This window comes from Roseateles depolymerans (assembly GCF_003387155.1).
Lineage (GTDB): Bacteria > Pseudomonadota > Gammaproteobacteria > Burkholderiales > Burkholderiaceae_C > Roseateles > Roseateles depolymerans.
Map to the genome: position 1 here is coordinate 19199 of NZ_QUMT01000008.1, position 15007 is coordinate 34205.

The window sequence follows — 15007 nt, forward strand, 5'->3', positions numbered from 1 at the left end:
CGGCGGACGCCGAATCTAGCACAGCCCTTCAGGGCCATGAGCCAACGAGAGTTTTCTTTACCGATGGATTCAGTTGCAGCAGCGGTGACCGCCGAACATAGCCGTTTTGTACAGAGGATCCGGCGCCGGTATGGGTCGGAATTGTCCCTGTTGCCAGCCGGCCTGCCGGATGACACGGTCATGCGCGCGCTGGTGGCCCGTCTCGGGCAAGAAGGGCGCCCGCTCGCAGCGGCCCTGCGGGTGATGCGCCAGTTGGTGCTGGAGCGGCTGGCGGTGCTGGATGTCGAGCAGTCCGCGCCCATGACCGACGTCACGCAGGCCATGACCCACCTGGCGGAAGTCAGCCTGGACATCGGCCTGGCCCATTGCCGCGCCGAGCTGGATGCCGTGCATGGCAAGCCTCGCAATGATAGCGGGGAGGAGATCGATTTCTGGGTCGTGGGCATGGGCAAGCTGGGCGGACGCGAGCTCAATGTCTCGTCCGACATCGACCTGATCTATGTCTATGAGGACGACGGCCAGACCGATGGCCCGCAGCGCATCTCCGCCCATGAATATTTCGCGCATCTGTCGCGCCGCCTGTCCACGCTGATCGGTGATGTGACGGAAGACGGACAGGTGTTCCGCGTGGACCTGGCCTTGCGGCCCAACGGCAATTCCGGCCCGCCGGCGGTGAGCATGGCCATGCTGGAAGAGTATTTCCTGGTGCAGGGCCGCGAGTGGGAGCGTTTTGCCTGGCTCAAGAGCCGGGTGATTGCGCCCCGGGCCAGTGTCGCCAATGGGCGCGCGCTGCAACTGCGGCATCTGGTGACGCCGTTTGTGTACCGGCGTTATCTGGACTACGGCGTGTTCGAAGGGCTGCGGCAACTGCACCGCAAGATCCGTGATGAAGCGCAGCGCCGCGCGGCCGGTCGTCCGGAGCGGGCCAATGATGTGAAGTTGTCCCGCGGCGGCATCCGCGAGATTGAATTCATCGTGCAATTGCTGCAGGTGGTGCGCGGCGGTCAGTTCCCGGAGATCCGCACCCGCTCCACGCTCAAGGCGCTGAACCGTCTTGCCGCCCGGGGCCTCATGAAGCCGGACACCGCCCTGGCACTGGCCAAGGGCTACGACTTCCTGCGCCGGGTGGAGCACCGCATCCAGTACCTGGACGACCAGCAAACCCATTGCCTGCCCAGCGGCGACGAAGACCTGAGCTGGATCGCCCGCAGCATGGGCCTGATCTGCCGCAACGACACCTGCCAGCTGCTGGACCGGCTGCTGGAAGTGCGCGAGCTGGTGGCCACCGAATTCGACGCGCTGCTGCACGACGGCGTGGCACCGTCTTCCGGCGGCTGTCGCAATGGCATGTGCGGCGGCCCGCCGCTGCCGATCGACAGCGAGGAATTCCTGGAAAAGCTGCAACCGGACCTGGCCGCCAACGTGCGCCGCTGGGCCCAGCAGCCGCGGGTGCAGAACCTGCGGGAAGAGTCACGGCTGCGGCTGGCCAAGCTGGTCGGCCGAGCCTCGCTGGCGGTCAAGCAGGGGGAATGCACCCTGGAGGCAGCCCAGCGGTTTGTGGACTGGGTCGAGCCTTTGCTGCGCCGGGAGAGTTATCTGGCGCTGCTGGTGGAGCGGCCGGCGGTGCAGGGACGGCTGCTGCGTCTGCTGGGGCTGGCGCGCTGGCCCATGCGCTATCTGATGCAGCACCCCGGCGTGATCGACGAGCTGGCCGACACCCGGCTGCTGCATGAGCGATTCGACGGCCCCGCTTTCATCCAGGACCTGCAGGCCCGCCATGATGCCTGGGCCGAACACGGCGAGGCCAGTGAGGACGCGCTGCTGGACAGCCTGCGCCGCGCCCACCATGCCGAAGTCTTCCGCACGCTGGTGCGGGACGTGGAAGGCCAGATCAGCGTGGAGCAGGTGGCGGACGAGCTGTCGCTGCTGGCCGATGCCACGCTGCAATGCGTCATCGACTGGGCATGGGACCGGCACAAGCAGAAGCACCGTCCGTCGCCGCGACTGGCGGTGGTGGCGTACGGCAAGCTGGGCGGCAAGGAGCTGGGCTATGGCAGTGACCTGGACCTGGTCTTCCTCTTCGACGATGACGACGAAAACGCGCCGGAGATCTACGGCACCTTCGTCCGCAAGCTGATCACCTGGCTGACGCTGCGCACCGCCGCCGGCGAGCTGTTCGACATCGACACGGCACTGCGGCCCAACGGCAACTCCGGGCTGCTGGTCACGTCGCTGGAATCGTTCAACCGCTACCAGACTGGCCGCGGCAGCAACACCGCCTGGACCTGGGAACATCAGGCCATCACCCGGGCGCGGTTCTGCGCCGGGGATGCGTCGCTGGCGGAGCGCTTTGAGGAAACGCGGCGTGCGGTCATCACCTCCACGCGGGACCCGCAGGCGCTGCGCCAGGAAGTCGTGGCGATGCGGGACAAGCTTCGCGCGGCGCGACCGGTGCGGGAGGGCTTCTTTGATGTGAAGCACAGCCCGGGCGGCATGGTGGATGCCGAGTTCGCGCTTCAATACCTGATCCTGGCCCATGCAGGCGCGCATGAGGAACTGCTGGCCAATGCCGGCAACATCGCGCTGCTGCAGCGGGCCGAAGCGGCGGATCTGCTGCCGCCGGGCGTGGGCCGCGCGGCCGCGGACGCCTATCGGGAACTGCGCCGGGTGCAGCACCGGGCGCGCCTGAATGAGCAGTCCACCGCGCTGGATGCGGAATCGGCCAAGGCGCTTGAAGATCAGCGCGCAGCGGTGCTGGCGCTGTGGCGGGCGGTGTTCGGCGAGTGACGGACACCGCCTCCGAGCCACGCGCGGTGGCCCGTCTGTGGATGCTGTTGGCGCTGGGGCTGACGGCCGGGTCGCTGATCGTCTGGCTGCAGCCGACGTCGGTGCAGGCCGCACTGGAATGGCGCCCCGAACGGGCCTGGGACCAGCCGTGGCGTGCCTTTACCGCCGCCTGGGTGCACTGGAGTCCGCAGCATCTGGTGGCCAACTTGGCGGGCTGCGCGGTGGTGGGCCTGCTGGGCATCACCGCCCGATTGGGACGACCGGAAACTCTGGCCTGGCTGCTAGCCTGGCCGCTGACGCAATGGGCGCTGCTGATGGAGCCTCAGTTGGCTCGTTTTGGTGGCTTGTCTGGCGTGCTGCATGCAGGCGTGGCGGTGGCGGCGGTGTCGCTGCTGCGGGAGCCGCGGGCGCATGGTCGAGTGCGGGCCATCGGGCTGCTGATCACACTGGGCCTGGTCGCCAAGATCATTGGTGAACGGCCGCTGGCGGAGCCGCCCTTGCGGCATTGGGACGGCTGGAGCATTGCCATTGCGCCGCTGGCGCATTTGACGGGCGCCCTCAGTGGTGCGGTGATGGCGTGGGTGTGCCTGACCGTGTCAGCACGGCGCTCTGCATCGGTTGCTGCCGCTTCGGCACCGGGCGCTCCTCCGTCGGGTGGGGCGCGCTGAGATGAGCACGGTGGCCCCTGTGAAATCCACCTTGTCCGCCGCCGAGGCCGTGGTGGTGGCGGTCTTGTGCTTTGGACTCTTCAGCCTGTGGTCGATCCAGGCCGTGTTGGCCGGCTTCCCGACGGCGCAGTATTCCAACGACGGCGTGCTGCAGATGATGGGGCTGGAGCTGGCGCTGGCCGCCGCCGCACTGGTCTTTCTGCGGGTGCGTGGCTTTGATGTCGTGTCGCTGCTGCCGCGCCCGACCTGGTGGGACACGCTGCTGGGCGCGCTGACCTATCTGGCGGCCTGGGCGCTGGAGACGGTGTGTGCGTCGGTGTATGAGTCGGTGGTGCCGCCCGCGGCGGCGCGGGATGTGGTCGAGTTTTCGTTCACCGGCTTGACGGTCGCGACGCTGGTCGGGTTCTCCATCGTCAATGGGCTGTTCGAGGAAGTGTTCCTGCTGGGCGTGTTGACCCGCGGGTTGCGGCAATGGGGATTGGGGCTGGCCATCGGACTGCCCTTGCTGCTGCGATTGCTCTATCACACCTATCAGGGCCCGCTGGGCGCCATCGGCGTGGTGGCCTTCGGGCTGACGGTCACCCTGGTCTATGTCAGGACGGGGCGCCTGTGGCCGTCGGTCTATGCGCATATTCTGGCGGACTTGATTCCGATGGCGGTGTGGGGTGTGTCGCAGTGACGGTGCGACAGGGCGTGATGCCGCTGTCCGGTGTTTCATTTGACTTTGCAGTGGGCCGTTCTGGCAGAGAATCGAGCCGTGTATTCCGTCAACGCCAAACAGGTCATCGATGAGCTGCGATCACTCCGTGTGGTTCCCTGACAAGCGCCTCTCCCACCAAGAAGCTGGGGCGCTTCATAACGCCTTGTGCGAAGGCGATACCTCCGGGGTGCAGCCACATCCGGCGGTGGATGCGTTTTATGCCGAGCTGGTCGCCCTGCATCCGGAAATCGACGACGTCCCAGAGGATCAAATCGACAATCTGGATCTTTGCCCGTGGAGTTGTGCATTCGACCGCTCGGACGGGCACATCATCATGTGCTGCGTCTGGTCACGGGCTGATCACGTCAGCGACTTGCTGCAATCCCTCGCGCGAAAACATGGCCTGGCCCTGTATGACCCGCAGGCCGCGCGGGTTCACTATCCCTGAACCATGCCCCGATATGTTGTTCCGCCGAATGCCGGTCCGTATCGAGTCGTCACGGCTCGATCGGGCGATCCACTGGTGTGTAACGCCTACAGCGGGCAGCGCCAGGTCCGGATTCCTTGCAGAACGAGGGAATCAGTTGTGCAAGCAGCTCAATGAGGGCAAGAGCGGCTAAGTGTTTGTGTGATTCGCGGCGAGATGACACTCGTTGAGGACGAATCACGCCCGTTCGGACCGTTGAATTCCGCACACGCCGAAGTGCAGGTCGGTTCTAACCCTGGCTGGCGCGCCGGGATTCTTTAGTACCCTTGCCGAACAGATCGGAGGGGGAAGATTCGAATCGAAGGCCAATGCCCGGAGGGGGCGTCACGGGCCGAGATAGACCTCCTCCCAACACAACAAGGCGATTTGCCGATTGCGGAGGAATTCATGACTGTCGAACACAACCCCTATCTGCCGCCCGTCAGTACCGTGGCGGACCGCGCTTCCGACGAGACCAGCGCCCTGGCCAGCGAAGCCGCAGGCAAGGGACGACGGTTTGCGACCTTTGTCGTGGACTACATCTTCTTCCTGGTGCTGTCGTTCATGGTGGGCATTGGCGCCGCATTGGTCTTCGGAGATCGCGGCGTCGAGTTCCTCCAGAAGACTCCCGACATCGTGCTGGGCTCTTCGATCTTCTTCGTCTACTACGTGTTCTTCGAAGGCATCTGGGCGCGCTCACCCGGCAAGTTCATTTGCGGCACGCGGGTGATCAATGAAGCCGGCGGAAAGCCCAGCTGGGGGCAGGTCCTGGGCCGGTCGGCGTGCCGTTTCATTCCCTTCGAGGCCCTGTCCTGTTTCGCGCAACGCCCATGGCATGACAGCATTCCCAAGACGCGGGTGGTTCTGACGCGCAAGTCCTGATCGCTGAGCCGGTTGGCGCTCAGTCAGCCGGCGCGCGCATTCAGCCCTTCGCGCCCCGCGCTTGGGTGCGGGTCAGCCGCTTGCAAGACCTGCGTTGACCGATCGGTCGGGCACGTTCCCCACGCGGCTAGGATTCGTTACACCGCGGCGTCGCCGACTGGGGACAATCCGCAGGCCCTTGCCGGCAACTGCCGTCGCAGTCTGTTCCGGAGGGAGCGACTCGACTTGCGGAAGTGGTGGTATGCAGACGAATGAACGCCCGAATCGGCGCTGGCCGTGGATGAGCCACGCAGTGGCTGTGCTGACCCTGGGCACGCTGGCCGCTTGTGGCGGTGGAAGTGCTGGGGGTGAGGGCAGTGCTGGTGCCAACCCGGTCGGCACGGACCCGTCCTCCCCCGTGGCGAGTGCGCCCACGGGAGGAAATGGAGCTGGTACTGGTACAGGCACTGGTACTGGGACTGGCACAGGCACAGGCACTGGCACTGGCACTGGCACTGGCACTGGCACTGGCACTGGCACTGGATCCGGCACCGGCACCGGCACCGGGGACGGCACCTCGCCTCCCACGCTGCGTTCCCTCACCTTCACTGCCACCGACGCCGAGTTTCCGAACCCGGAACGCGGCTTCTACCGCTGGGCCTGGACCAACCTCGACGGGCTCACCGCCGCCGATGCGCAGGACGCCTACAACAATGGTTATCGCCTGGTCTACGCACCGCTGAACCTGGCCAACTGGCGCACCACGGACCTGCCGGCCAGTCTGCTGAGCCAGCTGACCACCGCCTTTGCCAATGCGCGCGGCGCCGGCATCAAGCTGGTGATCCGCGCGGTCTACAACTATCCGCAGTCCGAGACCGAATACCAGAATGCCCAGGACGCCACGCTGGCGCGGATCCAAGGTCACCTCAGCCAGCTAAAGCCGGTGCTGCAGGCCAATGCGGATGTCATCGCCTACGTGCAGGCGGGGTTCATTGGCGCCTGGGGCGAGTGGCATACCTCGTCCAATCAACTGACGACGGCGGCCAACCGGACCGCAGTGCGGGACGCCCTGCTGGCCGCCGTGCCCAGCACCCGCTTCATTGACGTGCGGTATCCCCCCTACGTGATGGCGTGGACCCCCACGCTGCCCAGCCTGTCAGCCGTGCTCAGCGGCAGCTACCGCATCGGCGTGCACAACGACTGCTTCCTGGCCAGCGCCACCGACGTCGGCACCTACGACGACAACAGCAGCACCCAGGCCACCCAACGCGACTACGTGGCACGGCTGGGCGACCTGGCGCCCTTTGGCGGCGAGACCTGCAACCCCGCCGATGAAGCCGGCGCCGTGGCCCGCACCAGCTGTGCAGACATTCTGGCCGAGGGCGCCCGATACCGGCTGACCTATCTGAATGACGACTACTACCGCGACCTCTTCCATGCCAAGTGGATCCAGAACGGTTGCATGGCGGAAGTGAAGCGCAAGATGGGTTACCGGGTGCAACTGGTGTCGGCGAACCATGCCAGCGCGGTGACGCGCGGTCAGGCGCTGAGCTTGAACCTGACCGTGCGCAACACCGGCTGGGCGAGATTGTTCAATCCGCGCGGGGTGCAGCTGCTGCTGAAGGACGCGTCCGGCACGGTCCGCAAGCTGACGGCGACGGGTGCCGATCCGCGCAGCTGGATGCCCGGGGCCGACCAGACCGCGGCAGTGTCCGTGGCGATTCCCTCCGACCTGCCGGTGGGGAGCTATTCGCTGTGGCTGGCGCTGCCGGATGGCGACAGCGCACTCGCCAGCGACGTCCGCTATGCCGTGCGCTGGGCCAATGCAGATGACACGGCTACCGGTCAGAAGTGGGACGCCACGCTGGGGGCGTTTGCGCTGGGGTCGTCGGTGGAGATCAAGTAAGGCTGGGAATGTCCATTGCTGTGAGGGGACTCTTCCAGATTGGAGCCCCTCATGCCCCGTACCGTTCTTCTTCGATCCCTGGCCCTGATGGCCCTGATGGGCGCCGCCTCCGCGTCGTTCAACGTCCACGCTCAAGCGAACACCGCGCCTCCCGGCAAGTCTCATGACGGCGAGCGGGAGGTCATGGGCGACGACAACACCTACTTCCACACCAACAGCCGGGTACGCATCCCCCGCGGACGCCTGCCGCCCAAGGGCCTGTGTGGGCTTTGGTATCCCGACAAGAAGGGCAACGAGCAGCCGCAGCCCTTCAAGTGCTCGCCCGATGTGGCGGTGGAGCCGGGCGGCTTCCTGATCGTCCCGGGGACGGACCCCAACAATGTGGAAGTGGCCGTCTACGACAAGAAGCGCCCCGGCGTCGTCATTGGCCGCGCCCTGTTTGACACCCGCACCGGTGGCATCTTGCGACCCCTGGATCCGAAGCGCAGCTCGGATGGCGTGGTGGGCGGGGAGAAGGGGACGAGGAACTGAGCCTTGACGCCACCCTGTCAGAGTTGTATTGTGCAACTTTTATAAGGTTGCACAGAACAACTATTGAAGTATGAGGGAGGCCGATGACAAGCACCGTCACTCTTTACCGTCCCACTGGTCCTGAGGAACTGGCGCTGGTGGAAGCCAGCGGCAATCGCCGTTGGCCGCCCAGACTGCCGGACCAGTGAAGTGCGCAAGGCATTCATGGACCGCTATGCAGTTCATCAGGTTGGCGCAGCGCACCACACTGAATGGTGGGTGCCGGCCGAGGAATTGGAAGTGCTCAACGACAACATCGTGGGCACCATCGAGGTGGTCCGGCGCTTTCCCGACAAGAACAACAACAACGAGAACAACACATGAATCTTTCAACCGCCGCCTATATGCGGCAAGCCGCCGAATGGCCCGCGGAAGGCGAACACATCCTGGCCCACCATGACGACACCAGCGTTGTCGTCTATCAGGCGTATCGACCCTCGATTGGTCGTTACGCCATCGAGCACGGCCATTTCGGAGGCCCGGATTACAGTTTCAACCGCATGAGCTGGGTGAAGCCAAACTTCCTGTGGATGATGTATCGCTGCGGCTGGGGAATGAAGGAAGGGCAGGAGATCGTCCTGGGGCTGCGGATCCGCCGAAGCTTTTTCGACACCTTGCTCGATGCCGCGGTGTCTTCGTCATTCGACCCGAAGAGTGCCGCCACGCAGCAGGAATGGAAGGGCGCGGTGACGACGTCCGAAGTCCGACGCCAGTGGGATCCCGACCATGCCCCGAGCGGCGCCAAGTTGAAGCGTCGTGCCATTCAGCTCGGTCTGCGCGGCAGCCTCCTGCGTGAGTTTGCGACGACCCAACTGATGGAGGTCATCGACATGACCGGCTTTGTCGCAGAACAACGCCAGCACGCCCAGGATGACAACCCGCAATTGATGACGCCGCTTGAGCGCGTTTACCAGCGACAGCCAAATGACTGACCTCCTCAACGTCCGAAGCATCGACGATCTGAAGCGTGCGCTCGACGCTGGTGCAGCGCCGAGCTACCTGCTCTTCTGGGGGCACCGGCCCAGCGCGGACGGGGCGATCGGCAAGAGCTGCTTCAGTCAGTGGTTCGAAGCGAGCTTTGAGGTGGAGGGCCAGCGCTATCCGACGGCCGAGCATTTCATGATGGCTGAGAAGGCCCGAGTGTTCGGCGACTTGGAGACCCGCGCCAGCATCCTGTCAGCCCGGTCGCCCGACGAGGCGAAGACGCTGGGCCGACGGGTGAAGGGATTCGACGACGCGACTTGGGACCAGTCACGCTTTGACATCGTCGTGCGCGCCAACGAAGCCAAGTTCTCACAGAACCCCGGTTTCCAGGCGTTCCTGCTCGGCACTGGAGATCGTGTGCTTGTCGAGGCCAGCCCCGTGGATCCTATCTGGGGGATTGGAGTGGCCGCGAACGACGAGCGAGCATTGCAGCCTCACCAATGGCGCGGGCTGAATCTGCTGGGGTTCGCGTTGATGGAAGTGCGCGCACGATTGGCGGCGGGCTGAGCCAACGGGTCCCGCGTAAGGCGCAGCCAGGGTCAGACGGGTGCCTTGCACGAGCAGTCCGTTCGTCTCCGGACGGCGCCACGGTGGGACGCCAGGGCGGCGAGCGCGCCAACGCCCACCAGCAGCAATAGCGCCGATGAAGGTTCAGGCACGGGGCTCGGCGGTGTCGGCGGAGTCCAGAACAGATCGGGTCCGACCACGTGACCGAACACGTTCGGATAGTTGTTGGGGACTCGGCCCGTGTAGATGTAGTAGTTCGGGACGAGATCGGTGTCCGGGGCGGTGCCGGGGCCGCGTGGCGTGGTGAATGAGAAAGTGACGGGTTCCGTCAGATTCCGCGGCGCTTGCAGGTCGAATGGCAGCCATTGCAGGACCTGGCCGTTGAGATTCTCGGAGAACCAGCCCCCGTAGGCCATCCCCATGTACCAGCCCTCCGGCTGGGTGTGCGCCACCGGTGTCTCCGGCAGGTAGCGGTGATAGAACAGGCCGAAGATCAGGGTCCCGGTCTCCGGATATCCGCTGAAGTCGACTTCGTAGGTGTAGGTGTAGAGCTTGGTAGCTGAATCAAAGCTCACGTCGCCGGTAACGCCTTGCGCGAAGGACGTCGGGAGGAGGGCGGCCAACAAGAGGCCGATCAATGCTGACTTCATGATGCTGCCTCGTCGATGGGATGATGCACCTTGATGGTTAATGGCGAATGGCGCCATCCCTAGCTGCGCATCCCTTGCACCTCATCCCCCCTTTTCTGCATTTCGTCGCCCCCCCTTGGCGCCGCCCCCACCGCTATCGTTATGGTGTGCTACCTCACCAACACACCGGCGCCCCGGCGCCATGACCGATGCACAGCTGGAACGACCATGCGCCGATCTACCAGCAGCTCGCCGACCAACTGGCCGCGCAGCTCCTGGACGGCGATCCCCATGAAGGCGATGCCATGCCCTCGGTTCGGGCGCTGGCCAGCCGGTATGTCATCAACCCGCTGACCGTCAGCCGGGCCCTGCAGTCCCTGGTGGACGAAGGCCTGCTGGAAAGCCGCCGCGGCATGGGCATGTACGTGCGCAGCGGTGCCCGCCACCGGCTGCTGCAAGCCGAGCGGGAACACTTCCTGCGTGATGAATGGCCCCGGCTTCGGGAGAAACTCCACCGGTTGGGCCTCGGCCCCGAAGACCTGCGCTGGGAGGACGCATGAAGCCCGTCGTACCCCTCTTCGACCATCCGCCGCAGCCACCGCATCCACCGCGTCCATCCCTCCGTCCCCCTCCGCCACCGGGAGCACCCATGACCCACCTGATCGAGGCGCACAACCTCAGTCTCCATTACGGCCGCAAGGCCGCCTTGCAGGAGGTGAGCTTCACCATCCCGCCAGGCCGGGTGGTCGGGTTGCTGGGGCACAACGGGGCCGGCAAGACCTCGCTCATGAAGGCGATGGTCGGTACCAAGGCGGTCAAGGGCGAGCTCAAGGTGCTCGGGCTGGACCCCCATGCCCACCGCGCCGAGCTGCTGCAATCGCTGTGCTACATCCCGGACGTGGCCGTGCTGCCGCGCTGGGCCCGCGCTGGCGACCTCATCACACTGATGGCCGGGCTGCAGCCCAGGTTCTCCGCCGACCGCGCCCGCGCGCTCCTGCGCCGCACCTCCGTGACCGAGCGCGACAAGGTCAAGCATCTGTCCAAGGGCATGGTCACGCAGCTGCATCTGGCCCTGGTGGCCGCCATCGACGCCCGGCTGATGGTGCTGGACGAACCGACGCTCGGGCTGGACGTCATGTCCCGCAAGAGCTTCTACGAGATGCTGATCGACGAATGGTGCGACGGCGAGCGCAGCGTCATCATCTCCACCCATCAGGTGGAAGAGGTGGAGACGCTGCTGTCGGACGTCATCATGCTGGACGAAGGCCGGGTGGTGCTCAACATCAGCCTGGCCGAGATCGATCAGCGCTTTGTGGCCCTGTCCCACGACCCCGAGGCGGCCGACGCCGTGGCTGCCGGTCACCCGCTGCTGCGCTACCGCGTGCAGGGCCGCCCCGCTGCGCTGTTCGACGGTCCGCCGCCCGACACCATCAGCCAACTGGGCCAGCGTCTGCGCCCCAACCTCGTTGACCTCTTCATGGCCCTCACCCGCAAGCCTGAAATCCAGGCCCGCGAAGCCTGACTGCGCCGGAGCTCCTTCCATGACACTCTTCAATACGCTGCTGCTGCGCGAATGGATCCAGTACCGCCGGGCCTGGATGTGCATCATCATCATCCCGGTGGTGCTGCTGCTGGCGCTGGTGCCGGTGAGTCAGGTCGACGGCCTGGACATCGTGGCGCCGGAGCCGATCGCGATGATCAGCGCCGGACTCACCCTGTGGCTGGTGCTGGCGGTAACGCTGGCCTCGACGATCTACCAGCTCATCGCCCTGCCGCGCCGGGATCAGCAGGACCGCTCGATCGAGTTCTGGAAATCTCTGCCCGGGTCCGACACCCAGAGCCTGGCGGCGCCCTTGCTGGCGCATGCGCTGCTGCTGCCGCTGGCGGCCTTGGTGCTGGCCACCATCGGCGGTGCGCTGGTGGGCGTGGCCATGACCTACAAGGAGCTGGGCGCCGACGGCTTGCGACAAATGCAGTGGGCGGGCGTTGGCCTGGCCACGCTGTGGTTCGTTGCCCGACTGGCAGTCGGCTTGGTGTTGGCCCTGTTGTGGCTCTCTCCGTTCGTGCTGGCGTTGATGGCCGCCAGTGCCTGGCTCAAGCGCTGGGGGGCCCCGCTGCTGATGTTTGGCGTGGGCGGGCTGATCAAGCTCTATGACGCGCAAGGGCTGCTGCAGTTGCTGGGTGCGCAGGTGCAAGGGGCCAAAGTGGCGCTGGTGGCCGGGGCACCGGGCCTGGCGACATTCCCGGCGGGCAGCAAGAGCCTGCCGATGGAGGAACTCTACGACGCCCTCTACCGCTTCCCGACCTGGGCGCCGCAGGACATGCTGCTGGCCGTGCAAGCGACCTGGAGCGCCCATTTCATCGGCGGGCTGCTGGTGGCGGTGGGGTGTTTTGCGCTGATGGTGTGGCAGCGCCGTCGCGCGGGCTGAGCGGGAAGGCCTGGCGCGCCGGCTGAGCGGGCCCGCCAAGCGCGCTGGCTGATCGGACAGGGCGGGGACGTCGGCTCACCGAGCAGGGCGGAAGAGCCGGCTACGCGAGCAGGCCGGGTGCGCCGGCTGACCAAGCAGAAGCAGGCCGTGTGCGCCGGCCTTAGGCGTTAGCGGTCACAGCGTGCGATGGATCCGTCGCACGGACCTGCCGCAGATCGCCTTCCGCCTCATTGAGCAGCGCCATCGCGGCCCAGACCAGCGCCACCGCCAGCAGGACGCTGGCCGCGCGCAGCAATCGTCGTCGCCACAGACGCCGCGCGGCGGCTTGTCGTCGCTGAGACCCGGTGTCCGCCAGGGACCCGGGAAGATGCAAAGGGGCTTTCATGATCATGCCTTCAACGTGGGAGCTGTCGGCCGACCGGGCTCAGGGCAGGACCGTGCCCAGCCCCCAGAGCAGGGCCGGGTAGACGGCCCCCCAGGCCACGGCGATGAGGCCGAGTGCCTTGAGTCCGATCATCATGGGATGTCCGCGCTTGGCGGTGGGGGCAGTCTTCAACATGGTGCGCTCCTTGAGCTGGCCGACTTCACGTGCAAACGCCGTGCCAAGCTGTTCCGTTGACGGGCCAGACCCCTGCTTGCCGTGCGTTACTCACGTTCACAAGCAGATGCCTGGCGATGGCGGGTCCGTTGGCACGGGACGCTCCCGGTGAGCCTCTCGCGCAGCGCGATCGATCCTCTATGTGAGGGGGGGGCTACGCGTTGCGGTCCACCCGCAGTGCGAGCAGCACGGAGGTGTGCGTCTTCAGCACCCCGTCGATTTCCCCGATGTCGTCCAGCAGTTCGTCCAGACGCGCCGTGCTCTCCGCCCGCAAGGTGGCCATGTAGTCGAACGCGCCGCTGACCGAGGCCAACTGGCGCAGTTCCGGAAAGCGCGACAGCTTCTTCACCACCTCCCGGCCGGCCCTGGGCTCCACCGTGATGCCCACGAAGGCCTGCACGCCGCGCTCCACCGCCTCTCCGCCCAGGCGCACCGTGTAGCCTGCGATCAAGCCCTCCGCTTCCAGCCGCGCCAGCCGAGCCACCACGGTGGTGCGGGCAATGCCCAATTTGCGTGCCAGGTTGGCGGTGGATTCACGTGCATTGGCCTGCAGCAGCGTGATCAGGTCGCGGTCCAGCCGGTCCCGCAAGGCGGCGGGCGCCGTGTCAGTCAATGCCTTGCTCATGACAAACCCTCGGTTTCGACGAAATGGCGGGTAGGAGATGACGATTCGTCAGCCTAGCAGTGTTTTCCGACGAACTGAGGCTTTCTTTCGTCACCGGCCCTGGGGAGACTGCAAGTCAGCGCGTGGCGTGACTCGCCCGCATCGAACACCGGGATCGCAATCAGGAACGAAGGAGACATCTCATGAAAGTGGCACTGCTGGGCGCCGGACACATCGGCCAGACCATCGCTCGACTGCTGCACGGCAGCGGCGACTATCAAGTCACCGTCATGGACCGCAATGCGCAGGCCCTGGCCCTGCTGGCCAAGGAAGGCATCGGCACCCAGCAGGTGAATACCGAGCATCAGCCCGCCCTGGCGGCCGCCCTGCGCGGCCAGCAGACGGTGGTCAATGCGCTGCCCTACCACCTGGCCATTCCCGCCGCCCACATGGCGCTGGAAGCCGGCTGCCACTACTTCGACCTGACCGAGGACGTCGCCGCCACCAAGGAGATCAAGCGCATCGCCGAAGGCGCCAAGACCGCTTTCATGCCGCAATGCGGACTGGCGCCCGGCTTCATCGGCATCGTGGCCCATCACCTGGCCAAGCGCTTTGACGAACTGCATGACGTGAAGATGCGGGTCGGTGCGCTGCCAGCCTTCCCCACCAATGCGCTCAAGTACAACCTGACCTGGAGCGTGGACGGTCTGATCAACGAGTACTGCCACCCGTGTGAAGCCATCCATGACGGCGCACCGATCTCCGCGCTGCCGCTCGAAGGCCTGGAGCACTTCTCGCTGGACGGTGTCGAGTACGAAGCCTTCAACACCTCCGGCGGACTGGGCACCTTGTGCGAGACCTGGTCGGGCCAGGTGCGCAACCTGGACTACAAAACCGTTCGTTATCCGGGCCACCGCGACCTGATGATGCTGCTGCTGGACGACCTGCAGCTCAAGAACGACCAGCAGACCCTCAAGGACATCATGCGCCGCAGCATGCCGGCCACCATGCAGGACGTGGTGCTGGTGTTCGTCACCGTCTCCGGCATGAAGAACGGCACCCTGATGCAGGAAGTGTTCGCCCGCAAGATCTTCGCCCAGCGCGAAGGCGAGCAGCCGCTGTCCGCCATCCAGATCACGACCGCCGCCGGTATCTGCGCCGCCGTGGACCTGTTCCGCGAAGGCCGCCTGCCGCAGAAGGGCTTCATCCGCCAGGAACAAGTGGCGCTGCCCGACTTCCTCGCCAACCGTTTCGGCCAGGCGTACCAGCAGTCGCGCCAGGTGGAGTCGATCGGCTGA

General features: G+C 65.8%; 18 protein-coding genes. 14 read left to right on the top strand and 4 right to left on the bottom strand.

Features of this window, described 5'->3' with window-relative positions; genetic code table 11:
- The first annotated feature begins 36 nt into the window (after positions 1 to 36).
- From glnE to ybiA, 10 genes are all read left to right on the top strand, one after another.
- Positions 37 to 2787: a bifunctional [glutamate--ammonia ligase]-adenylyl-L-tyrosine phosphorylase/[glutamate--ammonia-ligase] adenylyltransferase gene (glnE, locus tag DES44_RS23715; protein ID WP_058936804.1), complete on the top strand. Its 2751-nt coding sequence runs from the start codon at positions 37 to 39 to the stop codon at positions 2785 to 2787.
- Positions 2784 to 3455, top strand: coding sequence for a rhombosortase (gene rrtA / locus DES44_RS23720; protein WP_147307204.1), 672 nt, complete (start codon positions 2784 to 2786; stop codon positions 3453 to 3455). Before glnE ends, rrtA begins: the two co-directional genes overlap by 4 nt.
- 1 nt (position 3456) lies before the next feature.
- The gene (locus tag DES44_RS23725) at positions 3457 to 4134 is read left to right on the top strand and encodes a CPBP family intramembrane glutamic endopeptidase (protein WP_058936802.1); all 678 of its coding nucleotides are present in this window, start codon (positions 3457 to 3459) and stop codon (positions 4132 to 4134) included.
- Positions 4135 to 4261: 127 nt separating this feature from the next.
- Positions 4262 to 4603: a hypothetical protein gene (locus DES44_RS23730; RefSeq protein WP_211326952.1), complete on the top strand. Its 342-nt coding sequence runs from the start codon at positions 4262 to 4264 to the stop codon at positions 4601 to 4603.
- A gap of 426 nt (positions 4604 to 5029) precedes the next feature.
- Positions 5030 to 5503, top strand: coding sequence for an RDD family protein (locus DES44_RS23735; protein ID WP_147307205.1), 474 nt, complete (start codon positions 5030 to 5032; stop codon positions 5501 to 5503).
- A 241-nt stretch (positions 5504 to 5744) separates the two neighbouring features.
- Positions 5745 to 7388 (top strand): DUF4832 domain-containing protein, encoded by a 1644-nt coding sequence (locus tag DES44_RS23740; protein WP_211326953.1) that lies wholly within the window; start codon positions 5745 to 5747, stop codon positions 7386 to 7388.
- Positions 7389 to 7439: 51 nt separating this feature from the next.
- The gene (locus tag DES44_RS23745) at positions 7440 to 7919 is read left to right on the top strand and encodes a hypothetical protein (RefSeq protein WP_147307206.1); all 480 of its coding nucleotides are present in this window, start codon (positions 7440 to 7442) and stop codon (positions 7917 to 7919) included.
- A gap of 204 nt (positions 7920 to 8123) precedes the next feature.
- The gene (locus tag DES44_RS25800) at positions 8124 to 8282 is read left to right on the top strand and encodes a hypothetical protein (protein ID WP_232309863.1); all 159 of its coding nucleotides are present in this window, start codon (positions 8124 to 8126) and stop codon (positions 8280 to 8282) included.
- The gene (locus tag DES44_RS23755) at positions 8279 to 8890 is read left to right on the top strand and encodes a DUF4291 domain-containing protein (RefSeq protein WP_058936797.1); all 612 of its coding nucleotides are present in this window, start codon (positions 8279 to 8281) and stop codon (positions 8888 to 8890) included. Before DES44_RS25800 ends, DES44_RS23755 begins: the two co-directional genes overlap by 4 nt.
- Positions 8883 to 9449 (top strand): riboflavin biosynthesis intermediates N-glycosidase, encoded by a 567-nt coding sequence (gene ybiA / locus DES44_RS23760; RefSeq protein ID WP_058936796.1) that lies wholly within the window; start codon positions 8883 to 8885, stop codon positions 9447 to 9449. The genes DES44_RS23755 and ybiA overlap by 8 nt, the downstream gene beginning before the upstream one ends.
- Before the next feature lie 32 nt (positions 9450 to 9481).
- On the opposite strand, the gene DES44_RS23765 is transcribed toward ybiA, so the two are convergent.
- On the bottom strand, positions 9482 to 10099 hold the full coding sequence (locus DES44_RS23765; protein ID WP_170156741.1) for a PEP-CTERM sorting domain-containing protein: 618 nt from the start codon (positions 10097 to 10099) through the stop codon (positions 9482 to 9484).
- 188 nt (positions 10100 to 10287) lie between these two features.
- Between DES44_RS23765 and DES44_RS23770 the strand changes: the two genes are divergently transcribed.
- The 3 genes from DES44_RS23770 to DES44_RS23780 all read left to right on the top strand — a co-directional run bounded on the left by DES44_RS23770 (position 10288) and on the right by DES44_RS23780 (position 12507).
- The gene (locus tag DES44_RS23770; protein ID WP_058936794.1) at positions 10288 to 10638 is read left to right on the top strand and encodes a GntR family transcriptional regulator; all 351 of its coding nucleotides are present in this window, start codon (positions 10288 to 10290) and stop codon (positions 10636 to 10638) included.
- A gap of 89 nt (positions 10639 to 10727) precedes the next feature.
- Positions 10728 to 11600: an ABC transporter ATP-binding protein gene (locus tag DES44_RS23775; RefSeq protein WP_058936793.1), complete on the top strand. Its 873-nt coding sequence runs from the start codon at positions 10728 to 10730 to the stop codon at positions 11598 to 11600.
- 19 nt (positions 11601 to 11619) lie between these two features.
- Positions 11620 to 12507: a hypothetical protein gene (locus DES44_RS23780; RefSeq protein ID WP_058936792.1), complete on the top strand. Its 888-nt coding sequence runs from the start codon at positions 11620 to 11622 to the stop codon at positions 12505 to 12507.
- Between the two features lie 160 nt (positions 12508 to 12667).
- On the opposite strand, the gene DES44_RS24885 is transcribed toward DES44_RS23780, so the two are convergent.
- From DES44_RS24885 to DES44_RS23785, 3 genes are all read right to left on the bottom strand, one after another.
- Entirely contained in the window at positions 12668 to 12892 is a 225-nt protein-coding gene (locus DES44_RS24885) for a hypothetical protein (RefSeq protein ID WP_147307207.1), read from the bottom strand.
- 39 nt (positions 12893 to 12931) lie between these two features.
- Positions 12932 to 13066: a hypothetical protein gene (locus DES44_RS25860; protein ID WP_257720724.1), complete on the bottom strand. Its 135-nt coding sequence runs from the start codon at positions 13064 to 13066 to the stop codon at positions 12932 to 12934.
- A 193-nt stretch (positions 13067 to 13259) separates the two neighbouring features.
- Positions 13260 to 13730 carry an Lrp/AsnC family transcriptional regulator gene (locus DES44_RS23785; protein ID WP_083525913.1) on the bottom strand — a complete coding sequence of 157 codons (471 nt, stop codon included), beginning with the start codon at positions 13728 to 13730 and terminating at the stop codon, positions 13260 to 13262.
- 182 nt (positions 13731 to 13912) lie between these two features.
- Here DES44_RS23785 and DES44_RS23790 point away from each other — a divergent pair, with 182 nt between their 5' ends.
- The gene (locus DES44_RS23790) at positions 13913 to 15007 is read left to right on the top strand and encodes a saccharopine dehydrogenase family protein (RefSeq protein ID WP_058936790.1); all 1095 of its coding nucleotides are present in this window, start codon (positions 13913 to 13915) and stop codon (positions 15005 to 15007) included.

What these genes read in the sequence shown, in the direction of transcription:
- glnE (WP_058936804.1), top strand. Translation starts at nt 37, where the DNA reads ATGAGCCAACGAGAGTTTTCTTTACCGATGGATTCAGTTGCAGCAGCG.
- DES44_RS23725 (WP_058936802.1), top strand. Translation starts at nt 3,457, where the DNA reads ATGAGCACGGTGGCCCCTGTGAAATCCACCTTGTCCGCCGCCGAGGCC.
- DES44_RS23735 (WP_147307205.1), top strand. Translation starts at nt 5,030, where the DNA reads ATGACTGTCGAACACAACCCCTATCTGCCGCCCGTCAGTACCGTGGCG.
- DES44_RS23740 (WP_211326953.1), top strand. Translation starts at nt 5,745, where the DNA reads ATGCAGACGAATGAACGCCCGAATCGGCGCTGGCCGTGGATGAGCCAC.
- DES44_RS23745 (WP_147307206.1), top strand. Translation starts at nt 7,440, where the DNA reads ATGCCCCGTACCGTTCTTCTTCGATCCCTGGCCCTGATGGCCCTGATG.
- DES44_RS25800 (WP_232309863.1), top strand. Translation starts at nt 8,124, where the DNA reads ATGGACCGCTATGCAGTTCATCAGGTTGGCGCAGCGCACCACACTGAA.
- DES44_RS23755 (WP_058936797.1), top strand. Translation starts at nt 8,279, where the DNA reads ATGAATCTTTCAACCGCCGCCTATATGCGGCAAGCCGCCGAATGGCCC.
- ybiA (WP_058936796.1), top strand. Translation starts at nt 8,883, where the DNA reads ATGACTGACCTCCTCAACGTCCGAAGCATCGACGATCTGAAGCGTGCG.
- DES44_RS23765 (WP_170156741.1), bottom strand. Translation starts at nt 10,099, where the DNA reads ATGAAGTCAGCATTGATCGGCCTCTTGTTGGCCGCCCTCCTCCCGACG.
- DES44_RS23770 (WP_058936794.1), top strand. Translation starts at nt 10,288, where the DNA reads ATGCACAGCTGGAACGACCATGCGCCGATCTACCAGCAGCTCGCCGAC.
- DES44_RS23775 (WP_058936793.1), top strand. Translation starts at nt 10,728, where the DNA reads ATGACCCACCTGATCGAGGCGCACAACCTCAGTCTCCATTACGGCCGC.
- DES44_RS23780 (WP_058936792.1), top strand. Translation starts at nt 11,620, where the DNA reads ATGACACTCTTCAATACGCTGCTGCTGCGCGAATGGATCCAGTACCGC.
- DES44_RS24885 (WP_147307207.1), bottom strand. Translation starts at nt 12,892, where the DNA reads ATGAAAGCCCCTTTGCATCTTCCCGGGTCCCTGGCGGACACCGGGTCT.
- DES44_RS25860 (WP_257720724.1), bottom strand. Translation starts at nt 13,066, where the DNA reads ATGTTGAAGACTGCCCCCACCGCCAAGCGCGGACATCCCATGATGATC.
- DES44_RS23785 (WP_083525913.1), bottom strand. Translation starts at nt 13,730, where the DNA reads ATGAGCAAGGCATTGACTGACACGGCGCCCGCCGCCTTGCGGGACCGG.
- DES44_RS23790 (WP_058936790.1), top strand. Translation starts at nt 13,913, where the DNA reads ATGAAAGTGGCACTGCTGGGCGCCGGACACATCGGCCAGACCATCGCT.